Origin of the sequence: Amycolatopsis sp. FBCC-B4732 (genome assembly GCF_023008405.1) — a bacterium.
GTDB classification, from domain to species: domain Bacteria; phylum Actinomycetota; class Actinomycetes; order Mycobacteriales; family Pseudonocardiaceae; genus Amycolatopsis; species Amycolatopsis pretoriensis_A.
Genome location: NZ_CP095376.1, coordinates 5433744 through 5451412 on the forward strand (window position 1 = coordinate 5433744; position 17669 = coordinate 5451412).

Genomic DNA, 17669 nt, shown 5'->3' on the forward strand with positions numbered 1-17669 from the left:
TTCAGGCCCGCCCGGTCAGCGCCGTCCACGGGACGTGGACCGTGACGCGCTCGAGCAGCTGCTCGTTCAGCAGCCACAACTCCCCCGTCGCCGGCCAGTACGACAGGTTCTGGCTGTTCACCGGTGCCTGCCCCGCCAGCCTCGACGTCGACACCCCGCCGACGCCGCCGTGCAGGCACGAGGGGTGGTCGCCCGCCACCCCGGCGTACTCCGGGCACACTCCCGTCAGCACGAAGTAGCCGCCTCTCGACACCGCGCCCTGCATGCCCCACACCGGCGACGAAAATCCCTCCGACGCGTGCACCAGCCCATCGGCCGAAGGCACCAGCCGGCCGGTCGCCCGATCGAACGGCCACCGCAGGATGCGGCCGCCCGACTCGGGTGCGTGTTCCGCCGTCACGAACGTGGAATCCGTGTGGTCGAAGGAAAGCGCCGACAGGCACGGGCGCGCACCCGTCGCCGTCGTGCAGGCACCGCCGCCCGGGTACCAGTACGCGCCGACCTGTGGCATCGCGTAGTCGTAGTACGCCGCGTGGTACTTGCCGTCCGGGCCGCGGCCGACTGTGCCCGCGCTCGCGTCGACCTTCCAGAAGTGCGTCGTGTCGAAGACGCGGATCAGGCCGCCGGTGGTCGCCACGTAGAGGAGGTTTCCCGACCACGTCATGCCGTGGCCGTGGCCGGTCACGACCGCGAAGTCGGTGTCGGACGTCGGTTCCACCAGCAGGACATGCCGGTAGCCGAGGCCGGTCGCGTCCACGAAGGACAGCCGGACCATCGTGTCGCCCGGGGTGTGCCACGACGTCGCCACGACGCGCTTGCCGCCGATCGTGCCGGTCGCCGGGTCGGCGTCGCCGGAGCCGGTGAAGCCCTGCGGGATCCAGTCGTTGGTCTTGTCGTCGTTCGCGTCCTCCCAGCAGAACCCGGCGGGCTTCAGCGCCGCCGCGAGGTACGTGCCGTGGCAGAGCGGGCGGGCCTTGCGGTTGGTGTCCGCCAGCAACGCCGTGAGCCCGCGCGGCGGCAGCTGCCGGTCCAGCGCGGTGACGCGCGAGCCGTACGTGGCGAACGTGTCGCCGGCGGTCAGCCGGAAGCCGTCGACCGACGCCAGGCGCGGGAAGTTCGCGGCGGCCTGCGCCGGCGGCGCCAAGGCGAGCAGCAGCAGCGTCACGAAGCCGATCAGGAAGCGCATGCCGGCAGCGTGACCGAGGGCGCGTACACGGGCCGTACAACTCAGGGCACGGCCAGCCCGCGCTCCCGCAGCGACTGCTCGACGCGCAGCCGCTCGATCTCGCGGTCCATCCCCTCGGGCAGCTCGCCCAGCCGGTGCGGGACGCCGACCTGGCGGCACGCCTGGGTCAGCAGCTCGTCGTACGCCTGGCGCGTGCCGAACCGCCGGGCGGCGGGCGTGCCGGACGGGTAGTCGGCGAGCAGCCGGTGCACGCGCCGCAGGTCGGCGGCGACGCGCTCGATCGGGGGTCCGGCCGGCGCGGGCGCGACCCGCCGCGAGCGGATCCGGTGGATCAAGCGGGGAACGCGCAGCGCGCACCAGAAAAGCACCGTGGGAGCGATGCAGACCACGGCGAAGAGGATCAGGTTGACGACGACGCCGGAGTCGTCCATGCCCCCGATGGTAACGCCGGGACGGCACTTTCCCTATGAAAGTGCCGTCCCGACGGCGTTACGCGAGTTCGGGAGCCTGCTCTTCGAGCAGCCACAGGACGCCCGCCGGCGGGAGCTGGAGCACCGCCGAGGCCGGCTGCCCGTGCCACGGCTCGTCGGTCGCCTCCACGACCCCGAGGTTCCCGACCCCGGAGCCGCCGTACGCTTCCGCGTCGGTGTTGACGACCTCGCGCCAGCGCCCGGTGGTCGGGAGGCCGACCCGGTAGTCGTGGTGCGGGACGCCCGCGAAGTTCGCCACGCACGCCAGCCGCGAGCCGTCGGTGCCGATGCGCAGGAAGCTCAGCACGTTGCCGCTCGAGTCGTTCGCGTCGATCCAGCGGAAGCCGTCCGGGGAGGTGTCCTGGCTGAACAGCGCCGGGGTCGACCGGTACACCGAGTTCAGCGACCGCAGCAGGTCCTGGACCCCGCGGTGCAGCGGCTCGTCCAGCAGGTGCCAGTCCAGCGACCGCTGCTCCGACCACTCCGACGGCTGGCCGAACTCGCCGCCCATGAACAGCAGCTGCTTGCCCGGGTGCGCCCACATGAACGCCAGCAGCGAGCGCAGCCCGGCCGCCTTGTTCCAGGCGTCGCCCGGCATCCGGCCCCACAGGGATCCCTTGCCGTGCACCACTTCGTCGTGCGACAGCGGGAGCACGAAGTTCTCGCTCCACGCGTACACGAGCGAGAACGTCATCTCGTTGTGGTGGTACGCCCGGTGGATCGGCTCGTGCGACAGGTACCGGAGCGTGTCGTGCATCCAGCCCATGTTCCACTTGAAGCCGAACCCGAGGCCGCCCAGGTGCGTCGGGCGCGTGACGCCCGGCCACGCCGTCGACTCCTCGGCCACCATCACGATGCCCGGGTGTCGCTTGTAGACGGTCGCGTTCAGCTCCTGCAGGAACTTCACCGCGTCCAGGTTTTCCCGGCCGCCGTACTGGTTCGGCAGCCACTCCCCCTCGTTGCGGGAGTAGTCGAGGTAGAGCATCGACGCCACCGCGTCCACGCGCAGGCCGTCGAGGTGGAACTCCTCGATCCAGTACAGCGCGTTGGCGACGAGGAAGTTGCGGACCTCGTTGCGGCCGAAGTCGAACACGAGCGTGCCCCAGTCGGGCTGCTCGCCGCGGCGCGGGTCCGCGTGCTCGTACAGCGCGGTGCCGTCGAACTTCGCCAGCGCCCAGCTGTCCTTCGGGAAGTGCGCGGGCACCCAGTCGACCAGGACGCCGATCCCGCGCTGGTGCAGGCGGTCGACGAAGTAGCGGAAGTCGTCGGGCGAGCCGAAGCGGGACGTCGGCGCGTAGTACGACGTCACCTGGTAACCCCACGAGCCGCCGAACGGGTGCTCCGACACCGGCAGCAGCTCCACGTGCGTGAAGCCGGTCTCGACGAGGTAGTCGCCGAGCTGGTCGGCCAGCTCCCGGTAGTCCAGGCCGGGCCGCCACGAGCCGAGGTGGACCTCGTAGACGCTCATCGGCGCCGCGGCCCACTCGGTCGCCTCGCGCTGGGCGACCCACTCGTCGTCGTCCCACAGGTGCCCCGACGCGGTGACGACCGAAGCCGTCGCGGGCGGCTGCTCGGTGGCGAACGCCATCGGGTCGGCCTTCTCCTGCCAGTTGCCGTCGGCGCCGAGGATCCGGAACTTGTAGCAGGTGCCCACGCCGACGCCGGGCACGAACAGCTCCCAGATGCCGGACGAGCCGAGCGAGCGCATCGGGTGCCCGCGCCCGTCCCAGCCGTTGAAGTCGCCGATCACGCGGATGCCGCGCGCGTTCGGCGCCCACACCGCGAACGACGTGCCCTCGACGACACCGTTCGGTGTCTCGTACGACCGGACGTGCGCGCCGAGCGCCTCCCACAGCCGTTCGTGCCGGCCTTCGCCGATCAGGTGGAGATCCAGTTCCCCCACCGTCGGCAGCCAGCGGTACGGGTCGTCGGCGGTCGTGGTGTGCCCGTCGTACTCGACTTCCAGCCGGTAGTCGCCGGGGTGCTCGGGCACGGCGACGGCGAACAGCGCGTCGATCACCGGCTCCATCGGGTACCGGTGCCCGCCCGCGTGCAGCGTGACGGCCTTGGCGCCGGGCAGCAGCGAACGCGCCACGAACCCCTTGCCCGCCGGGTGCACGCCGAGGACGGCGTGCGGGTCGTGGTGGGAACCGGCCAGCAGCCGGTCGATGTCGGCAGCCGGCGGGGCCGCGGCCGGGAGGCCTTCCGGAACGGCGTTCACGGTGTCATCCCCTCTCCGCTCGTGATCCGGGCGATCGAAGCGAGCGGCACGCCGAGCCAGTCGGGCCGGTTCGCGTGCTCGTAACCCACTTCGTAGACCGCCTTGTCCAATTCGAAGGCGCGCAGCAGCTCGCCCTGTTCACGCGGGTCCGGCGCGACCGCGGCGTAGCCCTCGCAGAACGCCGCCCGGTTGCGCTGCGACCACTCCAAGGCCCGCTCGACCAGCGCCGGCTCGTCGGGCTGCCCGACCAGCAGCTGCTGGGCCGCGTAGTCGAACGACCTCAGCATGCCCGCCACGTCGCGCAACGGCGAGCGCAGCGCGTGGCGTTCCTCCACCGGCGCCGCGGGCTCGCCCTCGAAGTCGATCAGCAGCCAGCCGCCGACGGTCCGCAGCACCTGGCCCAGGTGCAGGTCGCCGTGGATGTACTGCATGGTCACCGAGCCCGGGGGCAGCGCCTCCAGCTTCTCGAACGCCGCCCGCAGCGCCGGGGCGTGCGCGGCCAGCTCCGGGACCCGCCCGGCGATCGTGTCCAGCCGGGCGGCCATCGCCTTCGTCGTGCGCTCCAGCTCGCCGGCGTCGACGCTCTCCGTGCCCAGTGCCTCGGCCAGGTCGGCGTGCACCTCGGCGACCGCGCGCCCGAGCCGCTCCGCCTCGCCGGCGAAGTCGCCGCCGACCTCCTCGGCGTGCAGCTCCGGCGCGGCCATCAGATCGCGGACGCTGGTGGTGGCCATCGCCCAGCCGTCGACCGCGTCGGCGACGAAGTGCTGCAGCATGCCGACCGTGGTCGGCTCGCCGCCGAGATCGCCGGTGATCGAGCCGAGCACCGGCGCGATGTGCTTGCTGCCCACCCCCTGCAACGCGCGGTGCAGCAGCAGGTCCTTGTTCTTGCCCGGGGTCAGCTTGCGGAACAGCTTGAGGATGTACTGCCCGCCGTAGACCAGGGAGGTGTTGCTCTGCTCCGAGGAGATCGGCCGCGCCCGCAGGCCCGTCTCCAGCTCCGCGTCCGGCTCGTGCTCGAAGACCAGCGACCCCACGGTGTCCTCGCGGGCCATCAGGTCCAGCAGCACACCGGTGAGGTCCAGGTCGCCGGCCGCCTCGTACGCGTTCAGGTCGCCGACGGCGCCGATCCAGCTGGTCGAGGCGATCTCCGGCGGGTGCGTCCGCCGCCCGACGAGCAGCTGGTACGGCTCGCGGCGGTCGTCCTGGGCCACCTCCACCACCACGTGCAGCAGCTGCGGATCACCGGCGACCAGCTCGGTCACGCCGAGCGGCCGGACGCCGGTCACCGGCCGGTCCTTGCCGGCGAACCAGCGCTGCTCGGGCAGCCAGCGCTTCAGGTCCTCGGCCAGATCGTCGACCAGCGCACGCGGGTCGGACAAGGGACTCACCTCGTTTCGCCTTCGTCTCCCGGGCTCGTCAGCTGGAACCAGTAGAAGCCGTGCCCCGGCAGGGTCAGCAGGTACGGCAGTTCCCCGATGCTGGGGAACCGCACCCCGCCGGTGAGCTCCACCGGCGTGCACCCGCGGTGCCCGGTCAGGTCCAGCTCCACCGGCTGTGGGAACCGGGAGAGGTTGTTCACGCAGAGCACGACGTCTTCGCCGCCGTCCGGGCGCCGCCACTGGCGCTTGTAGGCCAGCACGCTCGGGTTGGACCCACCCAGGTCGATGAACTCGCCTTCGGCGAACGCGTGGTGCTCCTTGCGCACCTCGATCATCCGCCGGGTCCAGTTGAGCAGCGAGGACGCGTTGTTCGACTGCGCCTCGACGTTCAGGCCCTGGTAGCCGTACACCGGGTCCATGATCACCGGCAGGTAGATGCGGCCCGGGTCGCAGGAGGAGAACCCGGCGTTGCGGTCCGGGGTCCACTGCATGGGGGTGCGCACCGCGTCGCGGTCGCCGAGCCAGATGTTGTCTCCCATGCCGATCTCGTCACCGTAGTACAGAACGGGCGAGCCCGGCAGGGACAGCAGCATCGCGGTGAAGAGCTCCTGCTGGTTGCGGTCGTTGTCCAGCAGCGGGGCCAGGCGACGGCGGATGCCGATGTTGGCCTTCATGCGCGGGTCCTTGGCGTACTCCGCGTACATGTAGTCGCGCTCTTCGTCGGTGACCATCTCGAGGGTCAGCTCGTCGTGGTTGCGCAGGAAGATGCCCCACTGGGACCCGCTGGGGATGGTCGGGGTCTGGGTGAGGATCTCCGAGATCGGGAACCGCGACTCGCGCCGCACCGCCATGAAGATCCGCGGCATCAGCGGGAAGTGGAACGCCATGTGACACTCGTCGCCGCCGACCGCCGGGTCGCCGAAGTACTCGACGACGTCCGAGGGCCACTGGTTGGCCTCCGCCAGGAGGATGCGCCCGGGGTACTCGTCGTCGACGACCTTGCGGCAGCGCTTGAGGAACTCGTGCGTGCGCGGCAAGTTCTCGCAGTTGGTGCCCTCCTGCTCGAACAGGTACGGCACGGCGTCGAGGCGGAACCCGTCGATGCCCAGGTCGAGCCAGAACCGCAGGGTGTCGATCATGGCGTTCTGGACGTCGGGGTTCTCGAAGTTGAGGTCCGGCTGGTGGGAGAAGAACCGGTGCCAGTAGAACTGGCCGCGCACCGGGTCGTAGGTCCAGTTCGACGTCTCGGTGTCGACGAAGATGATCCGCGCGTCGGCGTAGCGGGAGTCGTCGTCGCTCCACACGTAGTAGTCGCCGTACGGGCCGTCGGGTTCGTTGCGCGACTGCTGGAACCACGGGTGCGCGTCCGACGTGTGGTTGAGCACCAGGTCGGTGATCACCCGGATGCCGCGCCGGTGCGCCTCGTTCAGCAGGAAGACGAAGTCCTCGACGCTGCCGAACTCCGGCAGCACCGCCCGGAAGTCGCTGATGTCGTAGCCGCCGTCGCGCAACGGCGACGCGTAGAACGGCGGCAGCCACAGGCAGTCGATGCCGAGCCACGCCAGGTAGTCCAGGCGGCCGGCCAGGCCGCGCAGGTCGCCGGTGCCGTCGCCGTTGGAGTCGGCGAACGCGCGCACCAGCACCTCGTAGAACACCGCGCCCTTGAACCACTCCGGGTTGCTCGGCGCCTGCTGCGCCGAGCGGAAGTCCCCGGCCTGGGGTTCGACCAGCATCCCGTCGGCGGTCATCGCCTCACCGGTGTGCGGCACACCGTCCAGCCCCAGTGCCGCGTCGGGGCGGGCCTCTTCCGCCATGGGTTCCACCTCAGTCCCTCGATCCGTTCCTTCCCTGCTAACCGGCCAGCCGCCGCCGGACCGAGACCACGTGGGCCACGGCCCGCCACGGTTCGAGCCGGACGAAGTTCGCCGGTCCCCAGTCCCAGGTGTCACCGGTGACCTCGTCGTGCGCGATCAGCCGCTCGTGCGCCTCGAACCCGAGCGCCCCGGTGTCGAGCCAGAGCGTGCCCTCCTGGGGCCCGTACGGGTCGAGCGTCACGACCGTGACGACGGTGTCGCCGGTGGCCGGGTCCTGTTTGGAGTAGGCCAGCAGCGCGTCGTTGTCGACGTGGTGGAAGTGCAGGGTGCGCATCTGCTGCAGCGCCGGGTGCGCGCGGCGGACGGCGTTCAGCTTCGCGATCCACGGCTCCAGCGAGCGCCCTTCGGCGAGCGCGCGCTCGAAGTCGCGCGGGCGCAGCTGGTACTTCTCGGAGTCGAGGTACTCCTCGCTCCCGTCGCGGACCGGGACGTGCTCGAACAGCTCGTAGCCGGAGTAGACGCCCCACGTCGGCGAGATCGTCGCGGCGAGCGCGGCCCGCAGCGCGAACATGCCGGGACCGCCGCGCTGCAGCGATTCGTGGAGGATGTCCGGGGTGTTGACGAACAGGTTCGGGCGGCCTTCGGTCCAGTGGTCGCGCAGGTCGACGGCGAAGTCGATCAGTTCCTGCTTGCCGGTCCGCCAGGTGAAGTACGTGTAGCTCTGGGTGAAGCCGAGCCGGGCCAGGCCCCACAGCCGCGCTGGGCGGGTGAACGCCTCGGCCAGGAACAGCACGTCCGGGTGGGCGTCCTTCACCGACTGGATCAGCCAGGCCCAGAAGTCCGGCGGCTTGGTGTGCGGGTTGTCGACCCGGAAGATCTTCACCCCGTGGTCGATCCAGACCGTGATCACCCGGAGCATCTCTTCGTAGACGGCCTTGGGGTCGTTGTCGAAGTTGATCGGGTAGATGTCCTGGTACTTCTTCGGCGGGTTCTCCGCGTAGGCGATCGAGCCGTCCGGGCGGGTGGTGAAGAACTCCGGGTTCTTCAGGACCCACGGGTGGTCGGGCGCGGCCTGCAGCGCGAAGTCGAGCGCGACCTCCATGCCCAGCTCCTCGGAGCGGGCGACGAAGGCGTCGAAGTCCTCGAAGGTGCCGAGGTCCGGGTGGATCGAGTCGTGCCCGCCCTCGTCGGCGCCGATGGCCCACGGCGAGCCGACGTCTTCGGGCTTGGCGTCGAGGGTGTTGTTGGGGCCCTTGCGGTTCACCCGGCCGATCGGGTGGATCGGCGGCAGGTAGACGACGTCGAAGCCCATCTTCGCGACGCGGTCGAGCGCGGCCGCGGCGGTGGTGAAGGTGCCGTGCACCGCCTTGCCCTCGGCGTCGACCCCGCCGGTGGAGCGCGGGAAGAGCTCGTACCAGGAGCCGTACGCGGCGCGGCGCCGGTCGACCCAGACCTTGAACGGCTTGCCCTTGGTGATCAGCTCGCGCACCGGGAACTCGCGCATGAGCTGGCGGATTTCGGGCGACAGCGCTGGCCCGACGCGCTCGGCGAGGGAGCGCTCTTCGTCGCGCAGCGCGGTCACCGCGCCGGTCAGCAGCCCCTTCTCCGCGCGGCGGTCGGGACGGCGGGAGACGCGCTCCAGCAGCCGGGCGCCGTTTTCGATGTCGTTGGCGAGGTCCTCGGGCCCCTGTCCGGCGGCGACCTTCACCTCGACGGCGTGCTCCCACGTCGCCCAGGGATCGCTCCAGGCGTCGATCCGGAAGGTCCACGCACCGGTGACGTCGGGGACGATCACGGCGGCGAACTCGTCGGGGTGGTCGGGTCCCCGCGGCACCATCCGCGTCTGGCGCGTCAGGCGGTCGCCGGGACCGCGCCACGCGACGGTGGCGGCGACGGCGTCGTGGCCTTCCCGCCAGACGGTCGCGGTGACCGGGATGTGTTCCCCCACAACGGCTTTGGCCGGATACCGGCCGCAGCTCACGCTGGGGGAGACGTCGTCGATGCCGAGCCGGCCGGTCATGGGCAACGCCCCTCGGTGTGTCGGTTGGAAGCGCAGGCGTCGTCAGTCTGCCTGACTCGATCAAGCACGATCGAGTCAGGGCTCCTTTTTTCTTTACCCACCTGGGCGCGACCGAAACGCTTTCGCCGCAACGAATTTCCGGCAGGTGTCCGTCAGGTTAAGCGCGCGCCGGACCCGGCCGGCGGCCCGCGCCGCCGGACACCCGTACCCGAATGGACGACACCCCGCCCCGGTACCGGTCAGTAGGGCTCCGGCTGCGGGTCGGCCGCCAGCCTCGGGGCCCGCAGCAACAGCAGCGACCGCGACTGCAGCGGCACCCGGCTCTTGGCCTCCAGCACGCCCGGGTTGGCCGGGCTGCCGTCCGCGGTGCTCGTGTCGAGCGTCGGCTTGAACGTCTCGCCGTACTCGCGCCCCGGCAGCACCACCTCCGCCGGCGCGTCGCCCGCGTGCAGCCACAGCAGCCACGAGTGGTCGGGCACCAGCGCGCCGTCGCGGTTGCGGGCCTGGCTGTTCGAGCCGTCGATCCACATTCCGAGCGTGTGGCGCTCCTCGAACCAGTCGGTCTCGCCGAGCTCCTCGCCGTCCGGGCGGAACCAGACCAGGTCGGGCTTGCCGGTCGGGGTGGTCCGGCCTTCGAAGAACTCCGGCTGCCGCAGCGCCGGGCTGTTCGCGCGCAGCCGCACCACCCGGCGGGCGAACGCGAGCATGGCCTCGGCCTCGGGGTCCGCCGGCGTCCAGTCCAGCCAGGACGTTTCGCCGTCGAGGCAGTACGCGTTGTTGTTGCCGTGCTGGGTCCGCCAGAACTCGTCGCCCATGGTGAGCATCGGCGTACCGGTGGACAGCAGCAGCGTGGCGAACATGTTCCGGGCCTGCCGGGTGCGCAGCGCGCGGATCGCCGGGTCGGCGGTCTCCCCCTCGGCGCCGTGGTTCCACGAGCGGTTGTCGTTGGTGCCGTCGCGGTTGTCCTCGCCGTTGGCCTCGTTGTGCTTTTCGTTGTAGGACACCAGGTCCCGCAGCGTGAAGCCGTCGTGCGCGGTGACGAAGTTGATCGACTGCCACGGCCGGCGCAGGTTGTGGTCGTAGAGGTCCGACGAACCGGACAGCCGGTAGGCGAGGTCGCGCACGCCGGTCGCGCCGCGCCAGAAGTCGCGGACGGTGTCGCGGTAGCGGCCGTTCCACTCCGCCCACTGGGCGCCGAAGCCGCCGACGCGGTAGCCCTCGCCGGTGGCGTCCCATGGCTCGGCGATCAGCTTGCAGCGGGACAGCACCGGGTCGGTGGTGATCGCCGTGAGCAGCGTCGACGCCGGGTCGAACGCGCCGCCGCGGGGCCGCCCGAGCGTGCTGGCGAGGTCGAACCGGAAGCCGTCGACGCCCATCTCCTGCGTCCAGTACCGCAGCGAGTCGGTCACCAGCCGGACGACGGTCGGCGAGCCCGCCTCCAGGGTGTTGCCGCAGCCGGTGATGTCGGCCATGTGCCCGCGGTCGGTGTGCAGGTAGTAGACCGGCGCGTTCAGCCCGCGGAAGCTCAGCGTCGGCCCGTCCGGGCCGCCCTCGCAGGTGTGGTTGAACACGACGTCGAGGATCACTTCGATGCCCGCCGCGTGCAGGGCGGCCACCATCAGCCGGAACTCCTCGACCTCGTGGCCGGGCTCGCTGGCGTAGGCGGCGTGCGGCGCGAAGAAGCCGAGCGGCGAGTAGCCCCAGTAGTTGTGCCGCCCGGCGCGGACCAGCGACGGCTCGTCGAGGAACGAGTGCACCGGCAGCAGCTCCACCGACGTGACGCCGAGCCGGGTCAGGTACTCGATCGCGACCGGGTGGGCCAGGCCGAGGTAGGTGCCGCGCAGCGCCTCCGGGATGAACGGGTGCTGCTGGGTGAACCCCTTGACGTGCAGCTCGTAGACGACCGCCTCTTCGAACGGCACCTCCGGCTTCGTCCCGGTGTCCGGCCCGCCCGGCGAGGACACGACCGACAGCGGCACGCTGCCCAGGGAGTCCACAGTGGACATCGGGCCGCGCTCGGGGTCGCCGGTGAAGCCCTGGGCCGCGGCCAGGTCGGTCAGCCCGCCGGTGATCTGCCGGGCGTACGGGTCGACCAGCAGCTTGTGCGGGTTGCACCGCAGGCCGCGGGCGGGGTCGTACGGGCCGTGGATCCGGTAGCCGTAGCGCTGCCCCGGCGTCACCCCGGGCACCAGGCCGTGCCAGACGCCGAAGGTGCGTTCGGTGAGCGCGATCCGGCGTTCCGATCCGTCGGCGTCGATCAGGCACAGCTCGACGGCGTCCGCGACGGCGGACGTGATCGCGAACCGCACACCGCCGGCCTCGGGGTGGGCACCGAGCGGGAAGGGGCGGCCGGCGAGGACGTGGTCGGCGGAAGGTCGTGTGGCCATTCCTGAATCGTCCCAGATACCGGCCGTTTCGCGCGCTCTGTGCGGTGCGGTTATCGGGTTTCGACCAGAACGAAACCGTCCGGCGGCAGCTGGGCGGCCCCGCCGCCGGCTTCGGCCCCGCCCCAGGCGAGCAAGGCCGACGTGGCCCCGAGCGGGAGCGTGACCTGGCCGGGACCGAAGTTGACCGCCAGCCGCAGCGTGCCGCGGTGCAGCACCAGCCAGGACCCGTCCGGGGCGCTGTCGACGCGCACGTCCGCGACGCCGGGGTCGGCCAGCGCGGGGTGCTCGCGGCGCAGCTTGATCAGCGAGCGGTACAGCTCCAGCACCTCGCGGTGCCCGGGGCGCTCCACTTCGGTCCAGTCGAGCCGCGACCGGTCCACGGTGGCCGCGTCCATCGGGTCGGGCACCTCCGACTCGCCCCAGCCGTGCCGCGAGAATTCGCGACGGCGGCCCGTGCGGACGGCTTCGGCCAGCTCGGGGTCCGGGAAGGAGGCGAAGAACTGCCACGGCGTGCTCGCCGCCCACTCCTCCCCCATGAACACCATCGGCGTGAACGGCGAGCAGAACAGGAGCGCCGCGCCGCAGCCCAGCCGGCCCGGCGAGACCGTCGCCGAGAGCCGGTCACCGGTCGCGCGGTTGCCGATCTGGTCGTGGTTCTGCAGGTAGCCGAGGAAGCGGTGGCCGGGCACGGTCCGCGTGTCGACCGGTCGGCCGTGGGTCCGCTCCCGGAAGGACGACCAGGTGCCCGCGTGGAAGAACACCTCGCGCAGGACCCGCTCGAGCGCGTCCGGCGCGGCGAAGTCGGTGTAGTACCCGCTCGTCTCGCCGGTCAGCTTGACGTGCAGGGCGTGGTGGAAGTCGTCCGACCACTGGGCGTGCAGGCCGTACCCGCCGCGCTCGCGGGGCGTGACGAGCTTCGGGTCGTTGAGGTCGGACTCGGCGATCAGCGTCAGCGGCCGGTTGAGCGCCGCCGACAGCGCGTCGACCTCGGTGGCGAGCTGTTCGAGCAGGTGGACGGCCCGCCGGTCGAGCAGTGCGTGGACGGCGTCCAGGCGCAGCGCGTCGATGTGGAAGTCCCGGAACCAGCTCAGCGCGTTGTCGAGCACGTACCGCCGGACCTCGTCGGAGCCGGCACCGTCGAGGTTGAGGCCGGGCCCCCACTCGTTCTGGCCGGCGAAGTACGGGCCGAACCGGTCGAGGTAGGCGCCGGAGGGCCCGAGGTGGTTGTAGACGACGTCGAGCACGACCGCCAGGCCACGCGCGTGGGCGGCGTCGACGAACCGCTTGAGCCCGTCCGGGCCGCCGTAGGGCTCGTGGACCGCGCCCCAGAGGACGCCGTCGTAGCCCCAGCCCGCGGTGCCGTCGAAGGAGTTCACCGGCAGCAGCTCGACGTGCGTGATCCCGAGGTCGACGAGGTGGTCGAGCCGGTCGATCGCGGCGTCGAAGGTGCCGCCTTCGGTGAACGTGCCGAGGTGCAGTTCGTAGACGACGGCGCCCGGGAGCTGACGGCCGTGCCAGGCGTCGTCGGTCCACTCGAACTCGCCGTGGTCGTAGACGCGCGACTCGTGGTGGACGCCGTGGGGCTGCCACCGCGACCGCGGGTCCGGCAGCGGCTTCTCGTCGTCGTCGAGCAGGAAGGCGTAGTTGATCCCGTCGGCGTCGGCGTGCCACCAGCCGCCCTCGCCCGCGGTCATCTCGTGCACCTCGGCGTCGACGGACACCCGGGCCCGCTCGGCGGACGGGGCCCAGACACTGAACCTCATGCGTCTCCTCGCACCAGCAACGCGACGGGGTAGCGGTCGAACAGGGTGGCCACGTCCGGCGTGGCGTCGCGGCCGGTGAGGACGTCGGTCCAGACGCCGTCCGGCAGCGGGAGCACGGTGTCGCGCCAGCCACCGGCGGCTTCGAGGCCGACCGGCAGCCGGGTGACCGCGACGGCCAGATCCGCGCTGCGGGTGTAGGCCAGGCAGTGCTCCGCCGCGACGCCCTCGGCGCGCAGCGGCCGGTAGCCGCGGAACAACGCGGGGTGCTCCTGGCGCAGCTTCAGCGCTTTGTGCACGACCAGCAGCTTCGCCGCACCGGACGCGTCGATCTCCGGCAGCTCGCCGTCGGCGATCCGCGCGAGGAGCTCGCGGCGGACCGCGTAGTCGACCGGGCGGCGGTTGTCCGGGTCGACCAGCGAGAAGTCCCACAGCTCGGTGCCCTGGTAGACGTCCGGGACGCCGGGCGCGGTCAGCTGGACGAGCTTCTGGCCGAGCGAGTTGCTCCAGCCCGGCCGCTCGATCCGCGCGACGAACGCGGCCACGTCGGGGTCGTCGACGACGGCGTCCGGCCACGCCGCGACGGCTTCCTCGAAGGCCTCGTCGTGGTCGGTCCAGCTGGTCCGGAGCTTGGCTTCCTTGGCCGCCTTGTCGAGGTAGTCCCGCAGCCGGGCGGGCTCGATCGGCCAGGTCGCGACGAGCGTCTGCCAGGCGAGCAGGTTGAGCGACGGCTCGTCGATCCCGTGGCTCGCGGTCCACCGCCGGACCGCGTCGGCGAACTCGCCCGGCACTTCGGCGAGCACCGCCATCCGGGCGCGGGTGTCCTCGGACCGCTTGGTGTCGTGCGTGGTCAGCGTCGTCATCGCGGCCGGGTACCCGGCTTCGCGCTCGGCGGCGAGCCGGTGGAACTCCTCGACGTCGAGCCCGAAGCGGTCCGGGTTGCCGCCGACCTCGTTGAGCGCGGCGAAGCGGGTGTAGCGGTAGAACGTCGTGTCCTCGGTGCCCTTGGCCACGACCATGCCGGACGTCTGCTGGATCCGGGTGGCCAGCTCGCCGCCCGGCTCAGCGCGGACCTGCGCGTCGAGGGCTTCGAGCGCGCCGGCGAGGTCGGGCCGGGCCTGGCGCGCCCCGGCGATCGCCGCCGCCCAGTGCGCCGCGCCTTCGGGCAGGTAGGAGCGGTAGACCGGGAAGGCGATCATGGTCTCGGCGACCGCCTGCCGGGCCTGCTCGGCGTCGACGTCGCGCAGCAGCGCCGCGATCCGCCGGACCTCGGCGACCAGGATGCGGTCGGTGACCAGGCGCCGGGCCTCGGCCTCGACGCGGTGGTAGCCGGTCTTCACGCCCAGCTCGTTCGCCAGCTCGGTGTAGGCGGGCTCGGCGGCCGGGCCGACGAAGACGCCGGCGATCTCGCGCAGGGCGTCGTAGCCGGTGGTGCCGTCGACCGGCCAGGTCTGCGGCAGCGGCTCGCCCGGGTGCAGGATCTTCTCCGCGACGATCCACGCGCTCGGGGCGTTCTCCCGCAGCCGCCGGAAGTAGCCGCCGGGGTCGGCGAGGCCGTCCGGGTGGTCGACGCGCAGGCCGGTGACGTCGCCGTCGGCGACCCAGCGCAGCACCTCGCCGTGCGTCTCGGCGAACACCGTCGGGTCCTCGACGCGGACCGCGGCCAGGTTCGTGATGTCGAAGAACCGGCGGTAGTTCAGCTCCGCGTTGCCGCGGCGCCAGCCGATCAGGCGGTAGTGCTGGCGCTCGTGGACCTCTTGCGGCGTCCCGCTTTCCGTACCGGGGGCGATCGGGAAGCGGTGGTCGTAGTAGGCGAGCTCGCCGTCCTCGACCGACAGCTCGGCGACGGCTCCGTCCTCGCCCAGCACCGGCAGCAGGATCGGGCCGCGGTCCCAGTCGACGTCGAAGAAGGCGGCGTACCGCGAGTCGCGGCCGTGCCGCAGCACGTCCCACCAGAACCGGTTCGCCTTCGGGACCTCGACCGACATGTGGTTGGGCACGATGTCGACGACCAGGCCGAGCCCGGCTTCCTTCAGCTTCGCGCTCAGCTCGCGGCGGGCGTCCTCGCCGCCCAGCTCGGGCCGCGCGCGCGTCGGGTCGACGACGTCGTAGCCGTGCGTCGACCCGGGCGTCGCGTCCAGCACCGGCGACGCGTAGAGCGCGCCGATGCCGAGGTCGCGCAGGTAGCCGGCGAGGCCGGCCGCGTCCGCGAAGGTGAACTCCGGGCGCAGCTGCACCCGGTAGGTCGACTCCGGCACCGTCATTCGGGATCCGTCTCCGTCCGCTGCAGCACGATCAGGGACCGGGCCGGGAGGGTGAGCTGGCCGCCGCCTTCGATCGGCTCCGCGCCGGCGGGTTCCACCTCGCCGGTCGCGGTGTCGACGACGACGGTCCAGTGCTCGCCGTACCCGTTGCCCGGCAGCTTGGCGTCGATGTCTTCGTAGTGCGCGTTGAAGGCCAGCAGGAACGAGTCGTCCTCGACCTTCATGCCGCGCTGGTCGAGGTCCGGGATCGCCTTGCCGTTGAGGAAGACGACGACCGCCTTGCCGAAGCCGTCGTCCCAGTTCTGCTCGGTCATCTCCTCGCCGGCCGGGGTGAACCAGGCGATGTCGCCGAGCTTGTCGCCCTTGCCGACCGGGCCGCCCTGGAAGAACCGGCGGCGGCGGAACACCGGGTGCCGGTGCCGGAGCGCGCTCAGCCCGCCGGTGAACCTGACCAGGTCGGCGTTGTCCTTGGCCAGCTCCCAGTCCATCCAGGACAGTGCGGAGTCCTGGCAGTAGACGTTGTTGTTGCCCTGCTGGGTGCGGCCGAACTCGTCGCCGTGCAGGATCATCGGGACGCCCTGCGACAGCAGCATCGTGGCCAGCATGTTCCGCTGCTGCCGCACGCGCAGCCCGAGCACCTCGGGGTCGTCGGTCTCGCCCTCGACGCCGCAGTTCCACGAGCGGTTGTCGTCGGCGCCGTCGCGGCCGTCCTCGCCGTTGGCCTCGTTGTGCTTCTCGTTGTAGGACACCAGGTCCCGCAGCGTGAAGCCGTCGTGCGCGGTGACGAAGTTGATCGACGCGAACGGGCGGCGGCCGTCGTCCTGGTAGAGGTCCGACGAGCCGGTGATGCGCGAGGCGAACTCCCCCAGCGTCGAGGGTTCGCCGCGCCAGAAGTCGCGGACGGTGTCGCGGAACTGCCCGTTCCACTCCGTCCACAACGGCGGGAAGTTGCCGACCTGGTAGCCACCGGGCCCGACGTCCCACGGCTCGGCGATCAGCTTCACCTGGCTGACGATCGGGTCCTGCTGCACCAGGTCGAAGAACGTGGACAGCCGGTCGACGTCGTAGAACTCGCGGGCCAGCGCGGAAGCGAGGTCGAACCGGAAGCCGTCGACGTGCATCTCGGTGACCCAGTAGCGCAGCGAATCCATGATCAGCTGCAGGGTGTGCGGGTTGCGGACGTTGAGGGAGTTCCCGGTGCCGGTGTAGTCCATGTAGTACTCGGGCTCCCCCTCCACCAGCCGGTAGTAGGCCTCGTTGTCGATGCCCCGCATCGACAGCGTCGGCCCGAGGTGGTTTCCCTCGGCCGTGTGGTTGTAAACCACGTCCAGGATGACTTCGATGCCGGCCTCGTGGAAGGCCTTCACCATGCCCTTGAACTCCTGGACCTGCCCGCCCTCGCCGGGCATCGCCGCGTACGAGTCGTGCGGCGCGAAGAACCCGATCGTGTTGTAGCCCCAGTAGTTCGTGAGGCCCTTCTCCTCCAGCCCGTGGTCGGAGACGAACTGGTGCACCGGCAGCAGTTCCACGGCGGTGACGCCGAGCTTCTGCAGGTGCTCCACGACCGCGGGGTGCGCGAGCCCGGCGTACGTGCCCCGCAGCGCCTCGGGCACGAACGGGTGATTCACGGTCATGCCCTTGACGTGGGCCTCGTAGATGACGGTCTCGTTGTACGGCCGCTTCGGCTGGCGGTCGTTGCCCCAGTCGAAGAACGGGTTCGCGACCAGCGAGTACGGCACCCGCCCGGCGGAGTCGGCGTCGTTGCGCTCGTCCGGGTTGTCGAACTGGTAGCCGAACAGCGATTCGTCCCACTTCACGCCGTGCGAGACGGCCTTCGCGTAGGGGTCGATGAGCAGCTTGTTCGGGTTGCAGCGCAGGCCGCGCTTCGGGTCGTACGGGCCGTGCACCCGGAACCCGTACCGCTGCCCGGGCCCGACGTTGAGCAGGTAGCCGTGGTGGACGAAGCCGTCCACCTCTTCGAGCGCGTGCCGCGTCTCGTTGCCGTCGGCGTCGAACAGGCACAGTTCGACCCGCTCGGCCACCTCGGAGAACAGGGCGAAGTTCGTCCCGACTCCGTCGTAGGTGGCGCCGAGCGGGTAGGGCGTTCCTGGCCAGGGCCGCACTGGGGTCTCCTCGAGCTTGGTCGTGCTTGTGCCGTCCGTGGTGAC

Annotated in this window: 10 protein-coding genes; all 10 read right to left on the reverse strand. The window is 71.4% G+C overall.

The window, feature by feature from the left end; translation table 11 throughout:
- Position 1: 1 nt before the first annotated feature.
- The 10 genes from MUY14_RS23375 to glgX (MUY14_RS23420) all read right to left on the reverse strand — a co-directional run bounded on the left by MUY14_RS23375 (position 2) and on the right by glgX (MUY14_RS23420) (position 17624).
- The gene (locus tag MUY14_RS23375; protein WP_247011820.1) at positions 2-1186 is read right to left on the reverse strand and encodes a hypothetical protein; all 1185 of its coding nucleotides are present in this window, start codon (positions 1184-1186) and stop codon (positions 2-4) included.
- Between the two features lie 41 nt (positions 1187-1227).
- Positions 1228-1617, reverse strand: coding sequence for a hypothetical protein (locus MUY14_RS23380; protein ID WP_247011821.1), 390 nt, complete (start codon positions 1615-1617; stop codon positions 1228-1230).
- A 58-nt stretch (positions 1618-1675) separates the two neighbouring features.
- Positions 1676-3877 carry a 1,4-alpha-glucan branching protein GlgB gene (glgB, locus tag MUY14_RS23385; RefSeq protein WP_247011822.1) on the reverse strand — a complete coding sequence of 734 codons (2202 nt, stop codon included), beginning with the start codon at positions 3875-3877 and terminating at the stop codon, positions 1676-1678.
- A complete protein-coding gene (locus tag MUY14_RS23390) occupies positions 3874-5256 on the reverse strand; it encodes a maltokinase N-terminal cap-like domain-containing protein (RefSeq protein WP_247011823.1) in 1383 nt (460 codons plus the stop codon). Before MUY14_RS23390 ends, glgB begins: the two co-directional genes overlap by 4 nt.
- A 5-nt stretch (positions 5257-5261) precedes the next feature.
- Complete coding sequence (treS, locus tag MUY14_RS23395; protein ID WP_247011824.1) at positions 5262-7070, reverse strand: maltose alpha-D-glucosyltransferase; 1809 nt, start codon at positions 7068-7070, stop codon at positions 5262-5264.
- 37 nt (positions 7071-7107) lie between these two features.
- Positions 7108-9090, reverse strand: a complete 1983-nt coding sequence (locus tag MUY14_RS23400) for a maltotransferase domain-containing protein (protein WP_247011825.1) — start codon at positions 9088-9090, stop codon at positions 7108-7110.
- A gap of 239 nt (positions 9091-9329) precedes the next feature.
- A complete protein-coding gene (glgX, locus tag MUY14_RS23405) occupies positions 9330-11477 on the reverse strand; it encodes a glycogen debranching protein GlgX (protein ID WP_247011826.1) in 2148 nt (715 codons plus the stop codon).
- Between the two features lie 50 nt (positions 11478-11527).
- Positions 11528-13240: a malto-oligosyltrehalose trehalohydrolase gene (gene treZ, locus MUY14_RS23410; protein WP_247011827.1), complete on the reverse strand. Its 1713-nt coding sequence runs from the start codon at positions 13238-13240 to the stop codon at positions 11528-11530.
- Positions 13237-15501, reverse strand: a complete 2265-nt coding sequence (treY, locus tag MUY14_RS23415) for a malto-oligosyltrehalose synthase (protein ID WP_247011828.1) — start codon at positions 15499-15501, stop codon at positions 13237-13239. The genes treZ and treY overlap by 4 nt, the downstream gene beginning before the upstream one ends.
- The gene (glgX, locus tag MUY14_RS23420; RefSeq protein WP_247011830.1) at positions 15498-17624 is read right to left on the reverse strand and encodes a glycogen debranching protein GlgX; all 2127 of its coding nucleotides are present in this window, start codon (positions 17622-17624) and stop codon (positions 15498-15500) included. Before glgX (MUY14_RS23420) ends, treY begins: the two co-directional genes overlap by 4 nt.
- Between the last annotated feature and the right edge of the window lie 45 nt (positions 17625-17669).

Bases quoted from the DNA above. Each gene is read 5' to 3' on its own strand.
- MUY14_RS23375 (WP_247011820.1), bottom strand. From the start codon at position 1,186: ATGCGCTTCCTGATCGGCTTCGTGACGCTGCTGCTGCTCGCCTTGGCG.
- MUY14_RS23380 (WP_247011821.1), bottom strand. From the start codon at position 1,617: ATGGACGACTCCGGCGTCGTCGTCAACCTGATCCTCTTCGCCGTGGTC.
- MUY14_RS23400 (WP_247011825.1), bottom strand. From the start codon at position 9,090: ATGACCGGCCGGCTCGGCATCGACGACGTCTCCCCCAGCGTGAGCTGC.
- treZ (WP_247011827.1), bottom strand. From the start codon at position 13,240: ATGAGGTTCAGTGTCTGGGCCCCGTCCGCCGAGCGGGCCCGGGTGTCC.
- treY (WP_247011828.1), bottom strand. From the start codon at position 15,501: ATGACGGTGCCGGAGTCGACCTACCGGGTGCAGCTGCGCCCGGAGTTC.
- glgX (WP_247011826.1), bottom strand. From the start codon at position 11,477: ATGGCCACACGACCTTCCGCCGACCACGTCCTCGCCGGCCGCCCCTTC.
- treS (WP_247011824.1), bottom strand. From the start codon at position 7,070: ATGGCGGAAGAGGCCCGCCCCGACGCGGCACTGGGGCTGGACGGTGTG.